Genomic DNA, 18,112 nt, shown 5'->3' with positions numbered 1-18,112 from the left:
ATGCAGGATCCGCTATTAAATTCGCTTATCTACGTCAGTCGTTACTATGGCTTAGCTAATTCACCCGAAGCTTTAATCAATGGCTTACCGCTGACAGACGGTAAGCTAACGCCCTTCTTGTTCCCACGTTCTGCGGAGCGCGCAGGCTTGGTGGCTAAAGAGAATCGTTCTGATTTGCTTGACATTTCTCAGCTCGTTTTACCTGTCGTACTAGTTTTAAAAGGTGGTGACGCCTGCGTACTGAATAGTTTCAACGATGAAAAGACTGAGGCTGAGATCGTAACCGGTGAATCAGGTTTAGTGCCTATTTCAATTAGTGTTGACGAATTAAAAGAACAGTACATTGGCCGTTACTTCCTAGTCAAAAAGCAGTTTCGCTATGATGAGCGTTCACCTGAAGTACTCAAAACACGTGAAGGCCATTGGTTCTGGGGAACTATTTGGCAATCAAAACGCATCTATCGTGACGTGTTGATAGCTTCAATTCTTATCAACTTGTTCGCCGTCGCTGCACCAATGTTTACCCGCCTTGTCTATGATAAGGTTGTTCCAAACCTTGCATTTGAAACGCTCTGGGTGCTAGCTAGTGGTATCTTCGTCATCTTCTTGTTCGATTTGACCTTGAAGCTAATGCGAAGTTACTTCATTGACGTTGCAGGTAAAAAGTCAGACATTCTGATTTCATCCAAACTCTTTAGCAAAGTGCTCGGTATTCGAATGGAGGCACGCCCTGCTTCTGTCGGTGCGTTTGCTCGTCACCTTCAAGAGTTCGAGTCAATCCGAGAGTTCTTCACCTCTGCTACCATTGGTTCTCTTATCGATCTTCCATTCGCCATTCTGTTCTTAGTACTAATTTGGCTGATGGCGGGTAACTTAGTGATTGTGCCAATTATTGGTGTATTGATTCTGGTTATCTACTCGCTGCTGATTCAAGGGCCATTACGTCATACGATCGAAGAGGGCTCTCGCCTTGCTTCTCAAAAGTATGCAAACTTAATTGAAAGTCTATCAGGTCTAGAGACCGTTAAACTGTTTGGTGCTCAAAGCCAGTTCCAGTTCCGCTGGGAAGAAGCTGTAGCACATATGGCAAACTGGAACATCAAGAGCCGTCGTATTACCGATGGCATACAAAATACCGCAGGCTTTGTTCAGCAAGCCTCTAACGTTGGTATGATCATCTTGGGTGTGTACCTCATTTCTGAGGGTGAGCTCACGATGGGTGGCCTAATTGCTGCGACCATGCTGAGTGGTCGAGCAATTGGACCTATGGTTCAGCTCTCTCTACTATCGACTCGATACAACCAAGCCAAATCATCAATGACCATCATTGAGCAAGTCATGTCGATGCCTGACGAACAAGAAGAGGGTAAACGCTATATCCACCGCCCGATCGTTCATGGAAAAATTGAGCTGGATAAAGTTACTTTCCACTATCCCGACTCACCTATCGCTTCAATTCGCGACCTTAGCATCACCATTAATCCAGGTGAAAAAGTCGCTATCATTGGGCGAATTGGTTCAGGTAAAACAACACTCGAACGCTTGATTATGGGGCTATATAAGCCCACTGAAGGCCATGTCCGTATTGATGATACCGATATTGATCAGTTACACCATATCGACATACGCCGAAACATTGGCTGTGTTCCACAAGATAGCCAACTATTCTATGGCAGCATCCGCGACAACATTACGCTTGGCCGCCCATTAGCCGATGACCGAGATGTGTTGGATGCAGCAAACCGTGCTGGCGTCACCGTATTTACGCAACAAGACCCAGCAGGCCTAGAACGCCAAGTCGGAGAAGGCGGCATGTTGCTCTCTGGTGGTCAGCGTCAAGCCGTCACTATTGCGCGAGCGATTCTGGGGCGCCCACCAGTTCTTCTTATGGATGAACCAACCAGTGCTATGGATAACCGTTCTGAGATGCACATTAAGCAGCAACTGGCCCAGTTGAAGCCTTCAGAGACGTTAATTCTGATTACTCACAAAACCTCAATGCTCGATGTTGTTGATCGAGTGATTGTGATGGAGAAAGGATGCGTAATCGCAGACGGACCGAAAGCAGATGTACTGAATAGTCTCAAACAAGGCAAAGTTAGAGCGGTGACTTAATTCCGTTTAGCCCTAAAAACAACAAAGCCATTCGATAACATCGAATGGCTTTTTCTTTAAATGGAAGTAGGATTAGTTAGTTGCACAACTTGCTGGGCCAACTTCACTCCATACGCCCCACTCTCCTGCTTGAGATGGATCGTCACCTTGTGTCCACCATTTCGCTTGCCATACCTTACCAGCCCACGAAACTTGGTCTCCACCATTGTAAACAGTTGAAGACTCCCATAGGTTGCTACACAACTCACCACCGCTCGATACTTTAGCTACCGTGACTGAGGTAGATGCAGCATCAGTCGCTTGACCGTCACTAACCGTCACACTAAAGGCAAGCTGAGTATCTTGTGTATACTCTGGAGCAACAAAGCTAACGCTTGCTCCATCAACTGTTGCATTTAGGCCTGCTGGAACTGACCAAGTGTAAGTGAGAGTATCGTTATCAGCGTCACTAGAAGCTGAAGCATCAACAATCACAACATCACCGGCATTCACATTTGTTGGTGCGCTAACAGCAGCCACTGGAGCTTGGTTCACAGGCGGTAGATCTTTCGAGTTCACCGTTAAAACAACGGTATCAACCGCTGTCGCACCCTCGTTATCTGTTACCGTCACTTTGAAGCTAAGCGTTTCAGTTTGCGCTACTTCCGCTACATCAAAGCTCGCTACGGCACTGTTTGCACCCGTTAAAGTAACTGAAGTACCAGAAGTTTGCGTCCATTGGTAGCTAGCAATTGTTCCATCAGAATCTGATGATGCGCTCGCATCAAGAACCACGCTTGCAGGTCCTACAACTGTGATATCTGCGCCCGCATTCGCTACTGGGTCACGGTTAAGAACCGGACCACCCGCTAGCCCTTCGTGCATCGCATTAAGAATGTCGCCGTTATCTGCATCAATCTCCCATGAGAACAGACCCGCTAAGCCTAGGTCACGCACATACGCACCTTTAGCTTTCACTGAACGGTCGTCATCAAACGTAATCAGCTGACCTGATGTTGGATTCCATACCCAAGCGGCTTCTGCTTGAGCATCGTAACCATATTCAAAGCCATTGATACCTGTGTTATCTGGACCTAACATGAACGACTTAACTCCTTTGTAGTCAATCACGCCGTCTTCCCAAACACCCTGAGCAGTCTCACCTTTCAGCTTACCGTTACCCACACCTGTCATAGGATCAGTTGGGTCACTTAAAGTATCAGGAGTCACGCCTTCCCAGCCACGCCCATACATTGCTGCGCCAAGTACTAGCTTGTTTGCAGGCACGCCTTGAGCGAGTAGAAGCTGAATACCGTTGTCTGAAGTATAAGCTGGGCCTGTATAAGGTTTACCATTTTCATCGACACCCGTACCATCACATTGACCAGGGCGCATGAAGTTACCGCAGTAAAGCGCTGTTTGGTGTCCAACAACGTTATTCCAACCACCGTAGAAGTCATAAGTCATCGCGAAGATGTAATCCATATACTGGATAGCTTCACCGTAGTTCACATCTTCAATCTTGTCGTGGCCAACACCAATTGCAGAAGTCAGCTCATACGTTCTGCCTGTTTCCGCTTCAAGCTCGTCAAGCATCACGCGTAGCTCTTGCATTAGTGCAATGTACGCTGGGCCATCATTAACTGGATCACCAAGGTTTGCGGCAGCACCGCCACCACCTGGGAATTCCCAGTCGATGTCCACACCATCATAGAATTTCCAAGTGTTTAAGAAACGTTTTACAGATGCAACAAAGGTGTCTCGGTTTGCTTTCGTCGTGAAATCAAAGAATGGATCTGACAACGTCCAGCCACCGATTGACGGAATGATTTTCAGATCAGGATTACGCTGTTTAAGCGCCATCATCATTGCGTAGTTACCTTTGATTGGCGAACTGTATTCATGACCTGCTTGAGGGAAACTTTTTTGGAATGCTGCCCAAGGGTCATGGATAACCACTTCATAATCAGGCACGCCCTGACATGCGGTCATCAATGCGTTGTAGCTGTTACCGCCAACAGATTTAACTGACTCATTTGGACCACAAATTGGGATAAAGCCATATAGGATGTGCGTCAAGTTGTCAGCAGGAAGGTTGTCGACTGTATAGTCACGACCATAAATACCCCATTCAACAAAGTAAGTACCTACCACGGTGTTCGGGTCGGTATTGTATGACTTGTTGTTTGGATCGATGTTCATCGTCAAAGGCTTTAAATGCGCACCGTCTGTATCTGCAACCACAACTTCCACCGGAGCACTCACGCTACAACCTGTAGCATCACACGCCTCGATGGTCATTTGGTAAAGACCACCAGTCCCATATTTAAAGTTCGCACTCGTTTGGCTGCCTGCGATTGGGCCAGTTGCGACTTCTACTCCGTCGAAGTAGATCTTGTATGTGTCGCCTGTTGAACCACTCCACTGATTAAACTTAATCGTAATATCAGCTTGATCAGAATACTTCACCATTTGGTTGTAACCTGAAACGGCTTCCATCGCGAGCTCGATCTTCGAGAACTGAAGATTGTTTGAGCCATAAACATCGACACTCGGAGCCGTTGGTGCGGCAATCGCTGCGCTAGACATCGCAAGAGCGATCCCTGCAGCGCACGTAGTAATACGATTCATACCTATTTCTCTCATTCCTTGATTGTTTGCCCTAACATTGGGGCGAAAACTGTCTCCCATGAGTGGGAAACATCAATTTCAGTATTTAAGAAACTTTTTTTTAGGAAGAAAAAATAAAGGTCAATTACGAGGCAAGGTCAAAAAACAATTGCACGTTATCAGAATGTTACATGACAATTTGAATCTTGAGTCAAAATTTGTAACCCGTTCGAATCGCAGAATAAACTACAGAACCGAGTACGTTTTGCAGCAGTTAGAACTAGAATAAGATTGGTGTGCGATATGGAACACTGCCGCAACTAGCATTCACGGCAGTGTATTTAAAGGGTTATTTGATGGTTAGATCATTATTTAGACTTAAAACGAGCAGTGAAGTGACGCAGCACTGGTGGTTCATAGTCAAAAGTTAGACCTTTCAGTTCATGTGCCCGCTCCTTCAGAGCAATGATCGCATCGGCAATGTAGTCCATGTGGTCATTTGTGTAGACACGTCTAGGAATGGTTAAACGCATGAGCTCAAGCTCAGAGGCCTTCTGTTCACCTGTCTCCGGATCACGGCCAAGTAACAATGAGCCAATCTCAACCGCTCGTATACCAGCCTCTAGATAAAGTGCGTTACACAGTACCTGAGCAGGAAACTCATCGGCTGGAATATGCGGCAAAATCTTAGCAGCATCGACAAACACGGCATGACCGCCCGTTGGATATTGGATCGGAATACCGCCTTCTCTTAATCTTTCCCCCAAATACTCAACTTGGCTAATACGGTAATGCAGATAGTCTTCATCTGCCCCTTCATACAGACCACGAGCCAGCGCTTCCATATCACGACCAGCCATCCCGCCATAAGTGACAAAACCTTCCATTGGCACACAACGAGTGCGAACCGCTTGAAATAGCTCTTCATGATCTCGAATACAACAAAGCCCACCAATGTTCACCATTGGGTCCTTCTTCGCAGACATGGTTAGCATGTCACCGTATTGGTACATCTCTCGAATGATTTCTAAGATTGATTTGTCTTGATAACCGTTTTCTCGCTGCTTAATAAAGTAAGCATTTTCACAATATCGAGCGGAATCGATAACGACAGGGATATCATTTTTAGTCGCGATTTCATATACGGCACGCATATTCGCCATTGATACCGGTTGCCCCCCAGAGCTATTACACGTCACGGTCGTGATGATGGCGCAAATGTTCTCCGCTCCATACTCAGCAATGGTTGATTCCAGTTTGTCTAAATCAAAGTTCCCTTTCCAATCGTATGGGGTTGTTGTATCAAACGCATGCTGATCAACAACATTGATCGCTTTACCACCATTGAGTTCGATGTGCCCTGCCGTTGTATCAAAGTGATAATTTGAGATAAACACTGGCTCTTTGCCACCGCGAACGGTCTTCATTCGTTCAATTAACGCAGGAAACAAAATTTGTTCAGCACCACGCCCTTGGTGAGCGGGCACGGTGAGCTTGTACCCAAAGAAGTGTTCAACCGCTGCGCATAAATTGTAGTAGTTACGACTACCCGCATACGACTCATCGCCCATCATTAAGCCAGCCCATTGGTTGTCGCTCATTGCGCCTGTGCCTGAATCCGTCAGCAAATCAATATAGACATCATCACTGCGAAGTAGAAAAGGGTTTAACCCGGCTTCATTCAGTGCTTCAACACGATCGTCAAACGTGGTCATTTTGATCGGTTCTACCATTTTGATGCGAAAAGGTTCTGGGATACGTTTCATTATTAATTTCCTTTAAATAGATCGGTGCCGTCCGGTGAAAATAGAGTCGGCAATAAGTATTCGATAGCTTTAAGTTGACGTCGTTACAACGTCACGAGGAAATCAATGCAGAGAAGATTCTTTGCTGAGTAGGGATAGGGTGTAGTCCAAGTTGTACCATGGTGACAACACTAGTCTGCTGTCAAACACATCTTTTAATGCCATAGCGTCATCCTCCTAAGTCGTTGAACATTTCATTAATATAGACGAAACGCAGATGCCATGACCGTGAAACGTAGCTCAAATTTAAAATTCTCTTAAATCTAACTCTGGTTATGAAAAGCAGTGACTATTCATGTAACTTTCATATTCGCAATTTAAGGTTTGGTGAATCTTTCAAACTTCTTACATTTGGATATTGAAATCCAGTCGATTGCTAGGCACTCTTTTCGACGAATAAAAGCCTGTTTATTAGGGAATCATAAAAATGAAAATTAAAACAACATTGATCGCTTCAGTTGCATTAGGGTTAAGCGGCGCGGCGGCGGCAGACGTTACTCTGACGGTTCCAGATACTGTTGAAGTACTCGTGGTTAACGACGCAAAGCCAGAGTTGTCTGGTAGCTTCTTCTCAGCGTCGAAAACGTTGACTCTACCAAACGGTGAAAACCAAATTCTTTTCACCTACCAACCATACTTCGACCAGGGTAAAGATAGAGTCATTTTAGAAAGCGATCCTATTATTGGTACGTTTAACACATCAGACAAAGAACTGACTTTCGACCTACCTAAGTATCGTAATGAACACGAAGGTTCTAAACAGATCACTAATCTTAAGTGGGGCTTAAACGATGCTCAAGGTGCTGCTGTTTCTGTTAAGCAAGACAAGCTTATTAAAGACGGTATGCAGATTGGCCGTAATCACCAAATTGAGCTAGCAGAGTACAACCGTAGAGGCGGTGTTGCTGCAATTTCTACCGCTGCAGTTGTACCCGTTACCTTACCTGCTCAAGTTTCAAAGAGTGACGTAAAGGGCGCCGACACTACTGCCGAAGAAATGCTTCACTTCTGGTACAGCAAAGCCGATGCAAAAACACAAGCTCGCTTTAAAGAGTTTGTAAACCAACAGTAGTAAATACGGATTCAATCACCAGTGCTATGGCAGCACTGGTGAACTATTCCTGTCCCGTAGAAATCCGATAACATTCTTGAGCATTATCCAATAAGCACTGGAAGACCTTATCATCGAGTTGATGATTCTCTACTAGAGCCTCGATAATTCCGACCGCTTTAGATAAAGGCAACCCAGGTCTGTAAGGGCGAGATTGCGTGAGCGCTTGAAATACATCGGCAACGGCAACCAATCGGCTTGGTCCATCTAATTGCTCACCGCTTAATCCTAACGGATAGCCTGAACCGTCCAAACGCTCATGATGGTTTGCAGCCCATTCGATCACGATAGAATCTGTAAACATGTTCTCTAAAGCGTGCCTTGAGTCGGTCGCATGTCGCTTAATGCAGCAGTACTCTTCATCCGTCAACGCACTCGGTTTATGTAAAATCGCGCTCGGGGTTTTTAGTTTACCGATGTCATGAATCAGTCCTGCGAGGTAGAGCATTCTCTGCGTTCTTGGCGCATACCCTAACTGCTTTGCCAGATACTCTGCCAACTCTGCAACATACCTTGAGTGGTGATAAGTGAACGAGCTTTTCGCATCAACAATCTGGGCAAATAATTCCGCAACCTCTATCGACTCTTCCAAACCGACCTGATTCGCAAATAAAGGCAAACTCGAGAACTTATACGCGATGCTTTCAATATGACGAGAGTCCATCGAAAACCAAAAGTCATCGCATTCAATGAGTTCATTCATGTATTTGACGAACTTCGGTTCAAACATCGTCCCTGCATGCAATGATAATTCGCTCTTAATGGCTGCTTTCTGTTCTGCCCTCAAATTACCATAACCGTCAAGAGGGCAACGACTGTGCAAATAATCCAAGCGGTCGGCAATGAATACGAGCGCCGCAAGCTGCTTGTCTTCATCATTAATATCATCGATATGTTGAAGTTGCTGCCACCAAGTGTGGTGATAAAGAATCGGTAAAGCGAGAATAGATAACGGCTTGCACTCACTGAGAAGTTCATACCCTTTGATGCAATGAGGCTTCGTTCCTTTTGGCGTAAAAGTTGAAAGTAGTTCACCTCTTTCTTCGCCGTCAGACACACCACAATCGTGAATTAAGCCTAAAGAAAAGACAAGTTGGCATCTCTCGTCACTCCATCCCATTTTCTCTGCGCAGCGATGAGCAATGTAAGCCACTCGGTGGCCATGATAGATATCATCAAAACCAACCGCATCTAAGGCATAAGCAATTTCGAACAACAAACGACGTAAATCAACACGCACGTCTACACCACTGAATTCCATACTGACGTAAATTATTTTATAAATATTAATTATGCGCTAGAGGGTATACGAAAGTGGTATCCATAAACCATATTTATACCATGGTTATTAACAAATTTGTGACTTATGCAACGTAGTGCGGTTTTTTTGTGCTAGAAAGAAAATCAAATTACAACAATACCTTATAGCGGTCACTTTCATAATTTGATACGTTGATTGAGGTAACTTAATTAGGGGTGTCTATGTTTTCGCAAAGAATTGATGATGAGGTTTCTATCGCCCTCGTTCAAGAATCGTTTGCCGAGCACTATGCTGAAATTGTATCGGAGCAAAGTGAATATTTATCTCAATGGTTAGCTTGGCCTCGATTTTGTCAAAGTGAACAAGACTTTCGACTGTTTGTTCAGCGTGTACTTCAAGAATACGCAGATGGAAAGTCGATGACCTGCGCGATTATTTACCAAGGCAAAGTTGTGGGAAACTGCAGTTTTAATACCATCAACTACGACACTCAAATGGCCGAGATTGGCTACTGGTTATCCCAGAAACATCAAGGAAAAGGGATCGTCACTCGCGTCGTCAAACATCTGATTCGCATTGCCTTTGATCAACTAGGGCTTGAGAAAGTACAACTCTCCGCTGCCGTCGAAAATACTGCCAGTCGTAATGTAGCAGAGCGAGTCGGGATGACGTTAGAAGGTATCCTCACCCGCCAAGAAAAAATCGGTGATAGAGTACTCGACCACACTATCTATGGGATTCAGAAATCGGATTGCGTTCGTTGATTCCGAGCACAGTTTGAATCATTCACTTAATGCTTTATAAATCATTATGCTAGGATTGCGCCCGATATTAACCTATGGATATACCCAATGCCTTCTGTAGCAAAACTGCTTTTATTGATCGTAGCGGTAAGCGGTGGATTCTTCGCTAGTGATATTGTGAATTGGATAAACGCAAAAGATGAACCGATCTCTTTAGAAGAGTATTGTTTGTTGAGCACTTCACCATGTATTCAAGGCCAAACTCAACTCCAAGCGAGTAAAGACACCAGCCAACCTCTAGTCCCTACTACTGTTTCTGTTGATTGGCCTGTTGAAAGTGATGAGCTTCTCGTATCCCTTCAAGGTTTGGAGATGGATATGGGCACTGTCGTATTCAAACTAGAGAAAAGCGAGTCTGGCCAATTCCGTGGCGATATCATTCTTCCCGTATGTACTACAGAAGCAATGACCTGGTATGGCACTATTTCTGACGGCAGCACCTCGATAAAAACTTCGGTAAGGATGGAACGATGAACAAGAAATGGGCATTGATCTTAGTAGCAGCGTTTGCCTTGGGCGTAGGTGTAAAAAACTATTTAGATACTCAATCAAACGCGGTTTCGACTGACGAGACTGTCACTCTGTATGGTGAGAACAACCAAGCAGTCAAACTCTTCGATCCTCAGGATACACGAACCCGAGTAGTCTACTTTGGATTTACTCGTTGCCCAGACGTCTGCCCGACATCGCTTGCAATGCTCGCAGGGGCGCTGAATCAGGTGGATGACGAGACAAAACAACAGTTTCGCCCAATATTTATCTCGCTCGATCCGGAACGTGACGCCGCCGCAGACTCTTTCAAGTACGCGCAATATTTTCATCCGATGATTGAAGGACTATCAGCCCCGCTTGAAGTGACCAAGCCGATTGCTCATCAATATGGTGTTATCTTTCGAAAAACAGAGTTAGAAAACTCCGAGCTCAAATACACGCTTGATCACAGCTCCTATTTCTATTTTTTAAAACCAGATGGCACGCTTATTACCAAAGTGCCACACACCTTAACGCCAGCCCCACTGGTTGAAGCCTTTAAAACCATTACTTCACAAGGTCATTAGAATGAAATTAAAAGCCCTTCTGTTAGCAACACTAGCGCTAAGCCCGGTCGCACAAGCTAAAATGGATGTCATGACACACCATGCTTATGCACGCGCGACTCCGCCAAATGCAGCGACTAGCGCCGTGTTTACTGAAATCATGAATCGTAGCGAGCAAGTACGTTACATTGTCGCGGCTTCGACTGACGCAGCGGATAAAGTAGAGTTACATGATGTGTTAAAAGAGGGCGATGTGATGAAGATGCGTCAAATCGACCGCATCGAAATTCCAGCAAACGGCAGCGTAGAGCTTAAGCCAGGCAGCCTACACATCATGTTGTTTAACTTGAAAAAGCCGCTAGTAGAAGGTGAAGAGATCGATGTTCAAATCACTTTTGCTAATGGTGACAAGCAAACCTTCACCGCACCAATTAAAAAAGTAATGAGTGGAATGAAACACCACAATCACTGAATGCATTTCAACGGATAAGAGGTGGGCAATTGCTCGCCTCTTTTGTTATGATGCTTGGGTAAACAACAAATCCTAGGAGGATACGATGATTGTATTAAATACCCGCCCGGCAAAGCAGGTGAAGCGCGTTTAACTCAAGCCACTTTTTAAGGCCACGCCTACCCTTCCCTCAAATTGCCCGGTGATACGCAACCGGGGTCTAAGACCCTAATGAATTCTAATTCATACAGATATTCTGTATTTTTGGGGCATATAATGAATACCAAAAACAATAAATCAGTGCCATTAGCCACACTTGGTTGGAATAACCTTTTTCAGCAACAACTCACACTTGACGACCTTGAACAGCAATACTGCGCGGCAAGGGTCACAGAGCACCATCGTAGCGGCTATAAACTCGTTAGTGAGTTCGGTGAGATAACGTTACCGATACACAAAGCTTTACCGTCAATGACCGTTGGTGATTGGCTGCTCGTTAATAATGAACACGGTTTCGTCCGTCTACTAGAACGACAATCTCTGTTTCATCGCAAAGCTTCAGGTAGCAAAGTGAGTGAACAATTGATTGCCGCAAACGTGACAACTCTGTTTATTGTCTGCTCACTCAATGACGATTTTAATCTCAGCCGTATTGAGCGCTATCTCGCTATCGCAAACGAAGCACAAGTAGAACCTGTTATCGTTCTGACTAAAGCAGATTTAGCCAGCGACGAAGCAGAAAAACGCTCGCTCGTTCAAAAGCTCGATCCATTGCTGATGATCGAAAGCCTCAACGCTTTAGACTCTAAAGAGTGCGAACGACTCAGTGCTTGGTGCCAAGGCGGAAAGACCGTTGCTTTTATGGGTTCTTCAGGCGTTGGAAAGTCAACATTGGTCAACACTCTTTTACAGGAGGAGACGCAGCAAACGGGATCAATTCGAGAAGATGACAGCAAAGGTCGGCACACCACGACCAGCCGCTCTATGCATTTCATGCCAAGTGGTGCGGTTTTGATCGATACTCCTGGAATGCGAGAGCTACAGCTCATCGACTGTGCTGATGGCGTTGCTGAAACTTTCTCAGACGTAGAAGGCTATGCGAGTCAGTGCCGATTCAGCGATTGCCAGCATCTTGATGAACCGCAATGCCGTGTTCGTGAAGCCATTGAGTCAGGGGAACTTGATGAGAGACGCTTGAGAAACTATCAAAAGCTGCAACGTGAACAACAAAGAAACAGCGCAACGATTGCGGAAAAGCGAGCGACATTCAAGCAACAGACTAAGTTCTACAAAAAAGTTCAAGGAGCCGGTCGTTCTGCTAAGAAAGGCGGCTATTAGCTTTTCATCTATCAAAAGGGGCCTGCGCCCCTTTTTCATTGCGAAACAAATAACACCTCACCAAACACACACCGAAACAACATAAAATTAACAACAAACCTGAAAAGGTAACTTTTAATGCTATTTTTCAAATAATTCTAGACACATAATTTCAAGCCGTTAGTATATCCGGTTCAGTTTCAATAACTGAAATTACTACAAATCTATAAAACTATTCACTGTAGGGATAACTATGCAACACAACTCACTTATTGCCCGTTTTGCTCGCGGCAATCTGGTTCTGCAGATCCTAGCTGGTATCATTTTAGGTGTCGGACTAGCGATTGTATCTCCAGAGCATGCTCAGAGTGTGGGTCTACTTGGAAGCCTGTTTGTCGGCGCCCTTAAAGCGGTCGCTCCTATTCTTGTTTTTATTTTGGTTGCGGCATCGATCGCCAATCAAAAGAAAAACCAACACACCTATATGCGTCCTATTGTCGTTCTTTACCTTTTCGGTACACTTGCTGCAGCGTTAACCGCAGTTGTACTTAGCTTCTTATTCCCAACGACTCTAACGCTTGTTTCTGGTGCAGAAGGCGCAACGCCTCCACAAGGTATCGGGGAAGTCCTAAATACACTGCTATTTAAACTGGTCGATAACCCTGTGAATGCACTGATGAATGCAAACTACATCGGTATTTTGGCTTGGGCGATCGGTCTTGGTCTTGCTCTTCACCACGCTTCTGACACGACCAAAGCGGTTTTTGAAGACTTAAGCAATGGCGTATCTCAAATCGTTCGCTTCATTATCCGTCTAGCGCCTTTTGGTATTTTTGGTCTAGTTTCAGCAACGCTGGCGACTACAGGGTTTGAAGCATTAGCTGGTTACGCTCAACTACTGGTTGTTCTATTAAGCTCAATGGCGATCATTGCTCTAGTGGTCAACCCAATCATTGTCTTGGTGAAAACAGGTGAGAACCCATACCCGCTAGTATTGCAATGTATTCGCGAATCAGGTGTGACAGCATTCTTCACACGCTCAAGCGCGGCAAATATCCCAGTAAATATGGCTTTATGTGAGAAGTTAAAACTGGATGAAGATACCTACTCTGTATCTATCCCTCTTGGTGCGACCATCAACATGGCTGGCGCTGCAATCACGATTACTACACTGACTCTCGCAGCCGTTCATACAATGGGTATTGAGGTTGATCTACTGACTGCACTGCTCCTTAGCGTAGTCGCAGCGGTATCGGCATGTGGCGCTTCAGGTGTTGCTGGCGGTTCACTTCTTTTGATTCCACTAGCTTGTGGCCTCTTCGGTATCCCGAATGAGATCGCAATGCAGGTTGTCGCGGTTGGCTTCATCATTGGTGTTGTACAAGACTCTGCTGAAACAGCATTAAACAGCTCAACCGACGTAGTCTTTACCGCTGCTGTGTGTAAATCAAAGCAGAAAAAAGCGACTAAGTAATACATTACTTTGTGATATAAAAATGGCCTCGTATTTCTACGAGGCCATTTTTTTGTTCAAAAACAATTTATTTGGATGAGTTATCCATCGGAGATTGCGAAAAATCTAAACGATTAGGAGCCTCAAGTTCGACCGAGTTTTCGTCAGTTTCACTCTCAAGGGTAGGTTGCTCTGCGTTCTCTTGGATCAATGAAGCATCTAAATCTTCAATAGGAATATCACGTTTATAGAGCTTATTTAACGCCTTAATGATTGAGTGTTTACCAACCTTCTTATCACGAATTTTTTTCAACATCGGCTTAGACAAACTTTGTAAACCGACAACAGTATCAACCCCTATCTGTTGTGCGACCTGATCTCGTAGTTTTTTTGCAGGCTCGTAACCCAACTGCGCCGCCAAAAATAACCAGATATAACTAATGGAATTACCGTTTGGTCGCTGATCCATCCATGCTTCACCGGCTCGATACATCGCTTCTAAATAACCTTTCTCGGCGGCACGCTCCAACCAATAACAACCAACAGAAAAGTTGCTCGCAACTCCGATCCCTCGAATATAGTTCAAGCCTAGCTTCATGCGCCCTTCATTACTTTTAAGTTCCGCCGCTCGACGGTAGAGAGAGACAGACTTAACCGGATCTCTGTCGTTTTCTGAAGAGTACCAATCACCCAAGAACAAGATGGCATCAATGTGGTTGTCTTTTGCAGCGGCTTGCATGACCGAAAGACCTTTGCTCACATTCAGGTCCGTCCCTCGACCATTGATTAATGCTTGGCCCATTTCGAACTTATGTGGAATACTCCCTTCGAGTGCTTTAATGCACACTTTCCAGTACTTAGCTTGTTCTTTTAAGATAACGTCTTGTTGCATCTTATTGCTAATACGCACCACACCGTACATACCATTGATGTTGTCTAAGTTGGCTGCTTTGTTGTACCAGTAAAGGGCTTCTTTCGGGTTACTACGTTCAGACAGCTTAGCGAGATAGAGAATTGTCGGGATGTGCCCACCTTCTGCTTTCATCACGCGCTCTTCTCGTTCTTGACGACGACTGCGTTCAACCGCTTTTCGATAAGCGATTTCTCGTTCACGTCGCTCTTTTTCAAGTCGCTTTTTCCGCATTGATAAAGCAAGCATCCACATAAACATGCCAAGTAGCAGTAAACCCGTTACCCCAATGGCAATCCCAATAATATTCATTTGCTCTCTTTTACGTTTTTTGTCTGAACAACACGTTATCGGCTGTTAGGCAAAATTATTAAGAACCGAAATCATACATCACAAACTGAATGTACGCACAGGCCCTGATGAAATGTCTTGTCTCCATCACCATAAAAAAATCCGAGCAGGGCCCGGATTCAACGCTGATGACCAATGACATCGTTCTAAAGCATAAACTTTTGTTCAACGGAGCAGTAATGTAACCGTTCAATCAAAGCACTGATCTTATCGACACATTCATCCTCGAACCGCACGCCTACTTTCTCATAGCGTTGAGTTTGGCTGATATTTTTTACCACGGCCTGCACACTTAGATCATCATTCCCCTCTCCATCTCCATTGTCTAAGATTTTTAGGTTGACGACAGAGCCGACTTTGTAATGAATTTTGCCTTTTTCAATGACAATCAAGCACCCTGTTCGTGAGATGTTATTGAGGTTACATGAGTAATTGTTTGGGTTAGAAAACAGCGTCGCGGGTAGGTTGATATCAAGGCGTGCATTCTCCCTCAGTCCTGTGACAACTTGTGCTGCATGGGGGAGCTTTATCAAAATTAGGCTTGTATTGCCGCCTGTCAGTAAGTATTCAATGGTGCTTTTAAAATAGACACGCTCTCCGCTACCTTTAGAAGAGGTAATACATGCGGTGATGATATAACTTCTACATATATATTGGGATAAATCTGAAGCTGAGATCGAAGGCGTTTCAATCATGATAATGTTGTTTGCATGAAAACCAATATACTTGGTTCGAAACTTTAACACTTTCCCAGTGGGCGTGGTTACAATCCCTGTTACTTCACATTGAGGTAAGATATTTTGAAATGCATCTTCACCGTAACAAATTGATGTTGATTGCTCGACACTGTTGTCACTGTCATTCACTGCGTTTCTATTCGGGGCAGCCGCTGCCGTCGGATTTCCACTATCACATTGCGCTAACTCTGTCATCGTTGATCATCCCTGTATTATTAAGCACCATATGTTAACCATCAATCATGTACAATCCTTGTTGGTTCAAAGCTCCCAACTTACACAATTAATTTACAGTTAGTAATTCGATTAAATTCAATTTCCCCAATTGTGTCAAGTTATTCTCACAATCAAACCGCATGATTAGAAACCAAAAAAGGCCAGCTGTTGCTGACCTTCTACAAAACAAAAAGTTATGGTTGTTGCTTAGTTGGTGCTAACGCAATTTCGCGAATACAAACATTCTGTGGTTGTGCGTAGGCAAACTCAACTGCACGTGCAACATCATCTGCAGCTAACACACCGCCCATATCTTCTTTCCATGCGTCGTAGCCACCTTTGATGTCTTCTGACGTAGTATGTGAAAGTAGTTCAGTCTCAACTGCACCTGGGGCAATCGTTGTAACACGTACATTTGACGCTGCCACTTCCTCACGTACATTTTCTGAGATAGCGTGAACCGCAAACTTAGTACCACAATAAGCCGCGTGATTTGGGAACGTCTTCTTACCTGCAATCGAACTGATGTTGATGATTGTACCGCTGTTACGCTCCATCATAGGTGCAAGAACCGCTTGCATACCGTTAAGAAGGCCTAATACGTTCACATCAAACATGCGCTTCCATTCAGTCGCGTCTTGAGTATCAATCTGTCCCAGAAGCATTACACCGGCATTGTTCACAAGACCATCGACAGGACCAAATTTCGCTTCCGCTTTCTCAATTGCCGCTTCGAAGGTCGCTTTATCTGTTACGTCTACTTTCTCACACAGTGTATTTGGAAGGTTCAAAGCTTCTAGGCGTTCAACACGACGAGCTAATAGAAGCAGAGGATGTCCTTCATTGCTCAAACGACGAGCAATAGCTTCACCAATACCTGAACTAGCACCTGTGATTACGATTAATTTTTTCATCTTAATAACTCCTCTAAATAATAACTAAGCAGCTCGTCTCGCTGCGATGGAGGTATATTAAGAAAAAGTTATTTGTTGATATATATCACTTTAGTTGAAACACTGTTGCCATAGTGCAACAATGATATCAGTACTCTTTGGAGGTCGCGTATGCTCAATAATGTCAACTTAGCTGATATCCGTTCGTTTGTTTTAATCGCACAACTCGGTAACTTTACTCGTGCAGCAGAGACATTGAACGTTTCTCGCTCCCACGTTTCTCGCCAAATCAGCAACCTTGAACGTCAAATGAAAGTGACCTTGTTGATTCGTACGACACGTACGTTGAAGCTCACTGAAGCGGGTAAGCAGCTTTATACTCAATGTGAGCAAGCACTCAACGGCATTGACCAAGCCGTACTTGCCGCAGTAGACGACGTGGAGAAAGTTCAAGGTGAGATTCGAGTAAACTGTGTAGGCGGTTATCTGGGCGAAGAGGTTATGGCTCAGCTTGCTTTAGACTTTATGCTTCAATACCCCGATGTTCAGATCAATCTCGATTTCAGTAGCTATCGAGTCGATCTGTTAGAGGAGGATTTTGATATCGCATTTAGAATGGGGAAACTCGAGGACTCTGGTTTTGTTGCGCGTAAGCTAATGGATATTGAAATGTCTACTCTCGCTTCTCCTCAATATTTGCAAAAGTTTGGGCAGCCCAAACACCCAAAGGATCTTATTGAGCACCACTGTTTAACTGGCTCAGTCAAACGTTGGGGGTTTAAGCATTCAAAAACAGACGAGCAAAGTGAGATTGCTATTCGTGGTCACCTTGAGTGTAAGAACGGACGAGTGTTAGTAAAAGGAGCACTTAACCATCACGGCATCATTCGTGTTCCTCAAGTTTATTGCCAATCAGAGATTGAAACTAAGCAGCTCATTGAGGTTTTCGAAGAGTGGCGAATTCCTAGTGTCGAATTTTCAGCGATTTATCATCGCGATCGCTATCAACCAAAACGCCTGAGAGCCTTCATCGATTTTGTGAAAACCCATTTTGACTCTTAAC

Annotated in this window: 15 protein-coding genes; 9 read left to right on the top strand and 6 right to left on the bottom strand. The window is 44.6% G+C overall.

The features are described from left to right. Positions 1 to 2,115, top strand: coding sequence for a type I secretion system permease/ATPase (locus F0231_RS01635; RefSeq protein ID WP_171757971.1), 2,115 nt, complete (start codon positions 1 to 3; stop codon positions 2,113 to 2,115). A gap of 72 nt (positions 2,116 to 2,187) precedes the next feature. Here F0231_RS01635 and F0231_RS01630 read toward each other — a convergent pair whose 3' ends face one another. Then, complete coding sequence (locus tag F0231_RS01630) at positions 2,188 to 4,725, bottom strand: glycosyl hydrolase family 18 protein (protein ID WP_171757970.1); 2,538 nt, start codon at positions 4,723 to 4,725, stop codon at positions 2,188 to 2,190. A gap of 347 nt (positions 4,726 to 5,072) precedes the next feature. Continuing rightward, positions 5,073 to 6,470, bottom strand: coding sequence for a tryptophanase (locus F0231_RS01625; protein ID WP_171757969.1), 1,398 nt, complete (start codon positions 6,468 to 6,470; stop codon positions 5,073 to 5,075). A 466-nt stretch (positions 6,471 to 6,936) separates the two neighbouring features. On the opposite strand from F0231_RS01625, the gene F0231_RS01620 reads away from it, so the two are divergent. Next, positions 6,937 to 7,581 carry a DUF2057 family protein gene (locus F0231_RS01620; protein ID WP_171757968.1) on the top strand — a complete coding sequence of 215 codons (645 nt, stop codon included), beginning with the start codon at positions 6,937 to 6,939 and terminating at the stop codon, positions 7,579 to 7,581. 43 nt (positions 7,582 to 7,624) lie between these two features. Here F0231_RS01620 and F0231_RS01615 read toward each other — a convergent pair whose 3' ends face one another. Next, complete coding sequence (locus F0231_RS01615; protein ID WP_171757967.1) at positions 7,625 to 8,881, bottom strand: HD-GYP domain-containing protein; 1,257 nt, start codon at positions 8,879 to 8,881, stop codon at positions 7,625 to 7,627. Positions 8,882 to 9,102: 221 nt separating this feature from the next. Between F0231_RS01615 and F0231_RS01610 the strand changes: the two genes are divergently transcribed. The 6 genes from F0231_RS01610 (at position 9,103) to sstT (ending at position 13,963) form a co-directional block, all read left to right on the top strand. After that, positions 9,103 to 9,645 carry a GNAT family N-acetyltransferase gene (locus F0231_RS01610; RefSeq protein ID WP_171757966.1) on the top strand — a complete coding sequence of 181 codons (543 nt, stop codon included), beginning with the start codon at positions 9,103 to 9,105 and terminating at the stop codon, positions 9,643 to 9,645. Positions 9,646 to 9,732: 87 nt separating this feature from the next. Next, complete coding sequence (locus F0231_RS01605; RefSeq protein WP_171757965.1) at positions 9,733 to 10,158, top strand: hypothetical protein; 426 nt, start codon at positions 9,733 to 9,735, stop codon at positions 10,156 to 10,158. Further along, a complete protein-coding gene (locus F0231_RS01600; protein ID WP_171757964.1) occupies positions 10,155 to 10,742 on the top strand; it encodes an SCO family protein in 588 nt (195 codons plus the stop codon). Before F0231_RS01605 ends, F0231_RS01600 begins: the two co-directional genes overlap by 4 nt. A gap of 1 nt (position 10,743) precedes the next feature. Then, a complete protein-coding gene (locus F0231_RS01595; RefSeq protein ID WP_171757963.1) occupies positions 10,744 to 11,193 on the top strand; it encodes a copper chaperone PCu(A)C in 450 nt (149 codons plus the stop codon). A 255-nt stretch (positions 11,194 to 11,448) separates the two neighbouring features. After that, the gene (rsgA, locus tag F0231_RS01590) at positions 11,449 to 12,510 is read left to right on the top strand and encodes a ribosome small subunit-dependent GTPase A (protein ID WP_171757962.1); all 1,062 of its coding nucleotides are present in this window, start codon (positions 11,449 to 11,451) and stop codon (positions 12,508 to 12,510) included. Between the two features lie 232 nt (positions 12,511 to 12,742). Continuing rightward, positions 12,743 to 13,963 (top strand): serine/threonine transporter SstT, encoded by a 1,221-nt coding sequence (gene sstT / locus F0231_RS01585; RefSeq protein WP_171757961.1) that lies wholly within the window; start codon positions 12,743 to 12,745, stop codon positions 13,961 to 13,963. A gap of 67 nt (positions 13,964 to 14,030) precedes the next feature. On the opposite strand, the gene F0231_RS01580 is transcribed toward sstT, so the two are convergent. The 3 genes from F0231_RS01580 to F0231_RS01570 all read right to left on the bottom strand — a co-directional run bounded on the left by F0231_RS01580 (position 14,031) and on the right by F0231_RS01570 (position 17,070). Then, positions 14,031 to 15,164, bottom strand: a complete 1,134-nt coding sequence (locus tag F0231_RS01580) for a tetratricopeptide repeat protein (protein WP_171757960.1) — start codon at positions 15,162 to 15,164, stop codon at positions 14,031 to 14,033. 185 nt (positions 15,165 to 15,349) lie between these two features. Then, the gene (locus tag F0231_RS01575; protein WP_171757959.1) at positions 15,350 to 16,135 is read right to left on the bottom strand and encodes a PilZ domain-containing protein; all 786 of its coding nucleotides are present in this window, start codon (positions 16,133 to 16,135) and stop codon (positions 15,350 to 15,352) included. Between the two features lie 215 nt (positions 16,136 to 16,350). Continuing rightward, positions 16,351 to 17,070: an SDR family oxidoreductase gene (locus F0231_RS01570; protein WP_171757958.1), complete on the bottom strand. Its 720-nt coding sequence runs from the start codon at positions 17,068 to 17,070 to the stop codon at positions 16,351 to 16,353. Positions 17,071 to 17,220: 150 nt separating this feature from the next. Here F0231_RS01570 and F0231_RS01565 point away from each other — a divergent pair, with 150 nt between their 5' ends. Then, a complete protein-coding gene (locus F0231_RS01565) occupies positions 17,221 to 18,111 on the top strand; it encodes a LysR family transcriptional regulator (RefSeq protein WP_171757957.1) in 891 nt (296 codons plus the stop codon). The last annotated feature ends 1 nt before the right edge of the window (position 18,112 follow it).

The sequence above is a fragment of the Vibrio sp. RE86 genome, assembly GCF_013114545.1.
Taxonomy (GTDB): Bacteria; Pseudomonadota; Gammaproteobacteria; order Enterobacterales; family Vibrionaceae; genus Vibrio.
Note: the sequence above shows the minus strand (reverse complement) of the source record. Positions and strands in the feature narration are given on the sequence as shown.

What these genes read in the sequence shown, in the direction of transcription:
- F0231_RS01605 (WP_171757965.1), top strand. Translation starts at nt 9,733, where the DNA reads ATGCCTTCTGTAGCAAAACTGCTTTTATTGATCGTAGCGGTAAGCGGT.
- F0231_RS01580 (WP_171757960.1), bottom strand. Translation starts at nt 15,164, where the DNA reads ATGAATATTATTGGGATTGCCATTGGGGTAACGGGTTTACTGCTACTT.
- rsgA (WP_171757962.1), top strand. Translation starts at nt 11,449, where the DNA reads ATGAATACCAAAAACAATAAATCAGTGCCATTAGCCACACTTGGTTGG.
- F0231_RS01610 (WP_171757966.1), top strand. Translation starts at nt 9,103, where the DNA reads ATGTTTTCGCAAAGAATTGATGATGAGGTTTCTATCGCCCTCGTTCAA.
- F0231_RS01620 (WP_171757968.1), top strand. Translation starts at nt 6,937, where the DNA reads ATGAAAATTAAAACAACATTGATCGCTTCAGTTGCATTAGGGTTAAGC.
- F0231_RS01615 (WP_171757967.1), bottom strand. Translation starts at nt 8,881, where the DNA reads ATGGAATTCAGTGGTGTAGACGTGCGTGTTGATTTACGTCGTTTGTTG.
- F0231_RS01600 (WP_171757964.1), top strand. Translation starts at nt 10,155, where the DNA reads ATGAACAAGAAATGGGCATTGATCTTAGTAGCAGCGTTTGCCTTGGGC.
- F0231_RS01570 (WP_171757958.1), bottom strand. Translation starts at nt 17,070, where the DNA reads ATGAAAAAATTAATCGTAATCACAGGTGCTAGTTCAGGTATTGGTGAA.
- F0231_RS01575 (WP_171757959.1), bottom strand. Translation starts at nt 16,135, where the DNA reads ATGACAGAGTTAGCGCAATGTGATAGTGGAAATCCGACGGCAGCGGCT.
- F0231_RS01635 (WP_171757971.1), top strand. Translation starts at nt 1, where the DNA reads ATGCAGGATCCGCTATTAAATTCGCTTATCTACGTCAGTCGTTACTAT.
- F0231_RS01630 (WP_171757970.1), bottom strand. Translation starts at nt 4,725, where the DNA reads ATGAATCGTATTACTACGTGCGCTGCAGGGATCGCTCTTGCGATGTCT.
- F0231_RS01625 (WP_171757969.1), bottom strand. Translation starts at nt 6,470, where the DNA reads ATGAAACGTATCCCAGAACCTTTTCGCATCAAAATGGTAGAACCGATC.
- sstT (WP_171757961.1), top strand. Translation starts at nt 12,743, where the DNA reads ATGCAACACAACTCACTTATTGCCCGTTTTGCTCGCGGCAATCTGGTT.
- F0231_RS01565 (WP_171757957.1), top strand. Translation starts at nt 17,221, where the DNA reads ATGCTCAATAATGTCAACTTAGCTGATATCCGTTCGTTTGTTTTAATC.
- F0231_RS01595 (WP_171757963.1), top strand. Translation starts at nt 10,744, where the DNA reads ATGAAATTAAAAGCCCTTCTGTTAGCAACACTAGCGCTAAGCCCGGTC.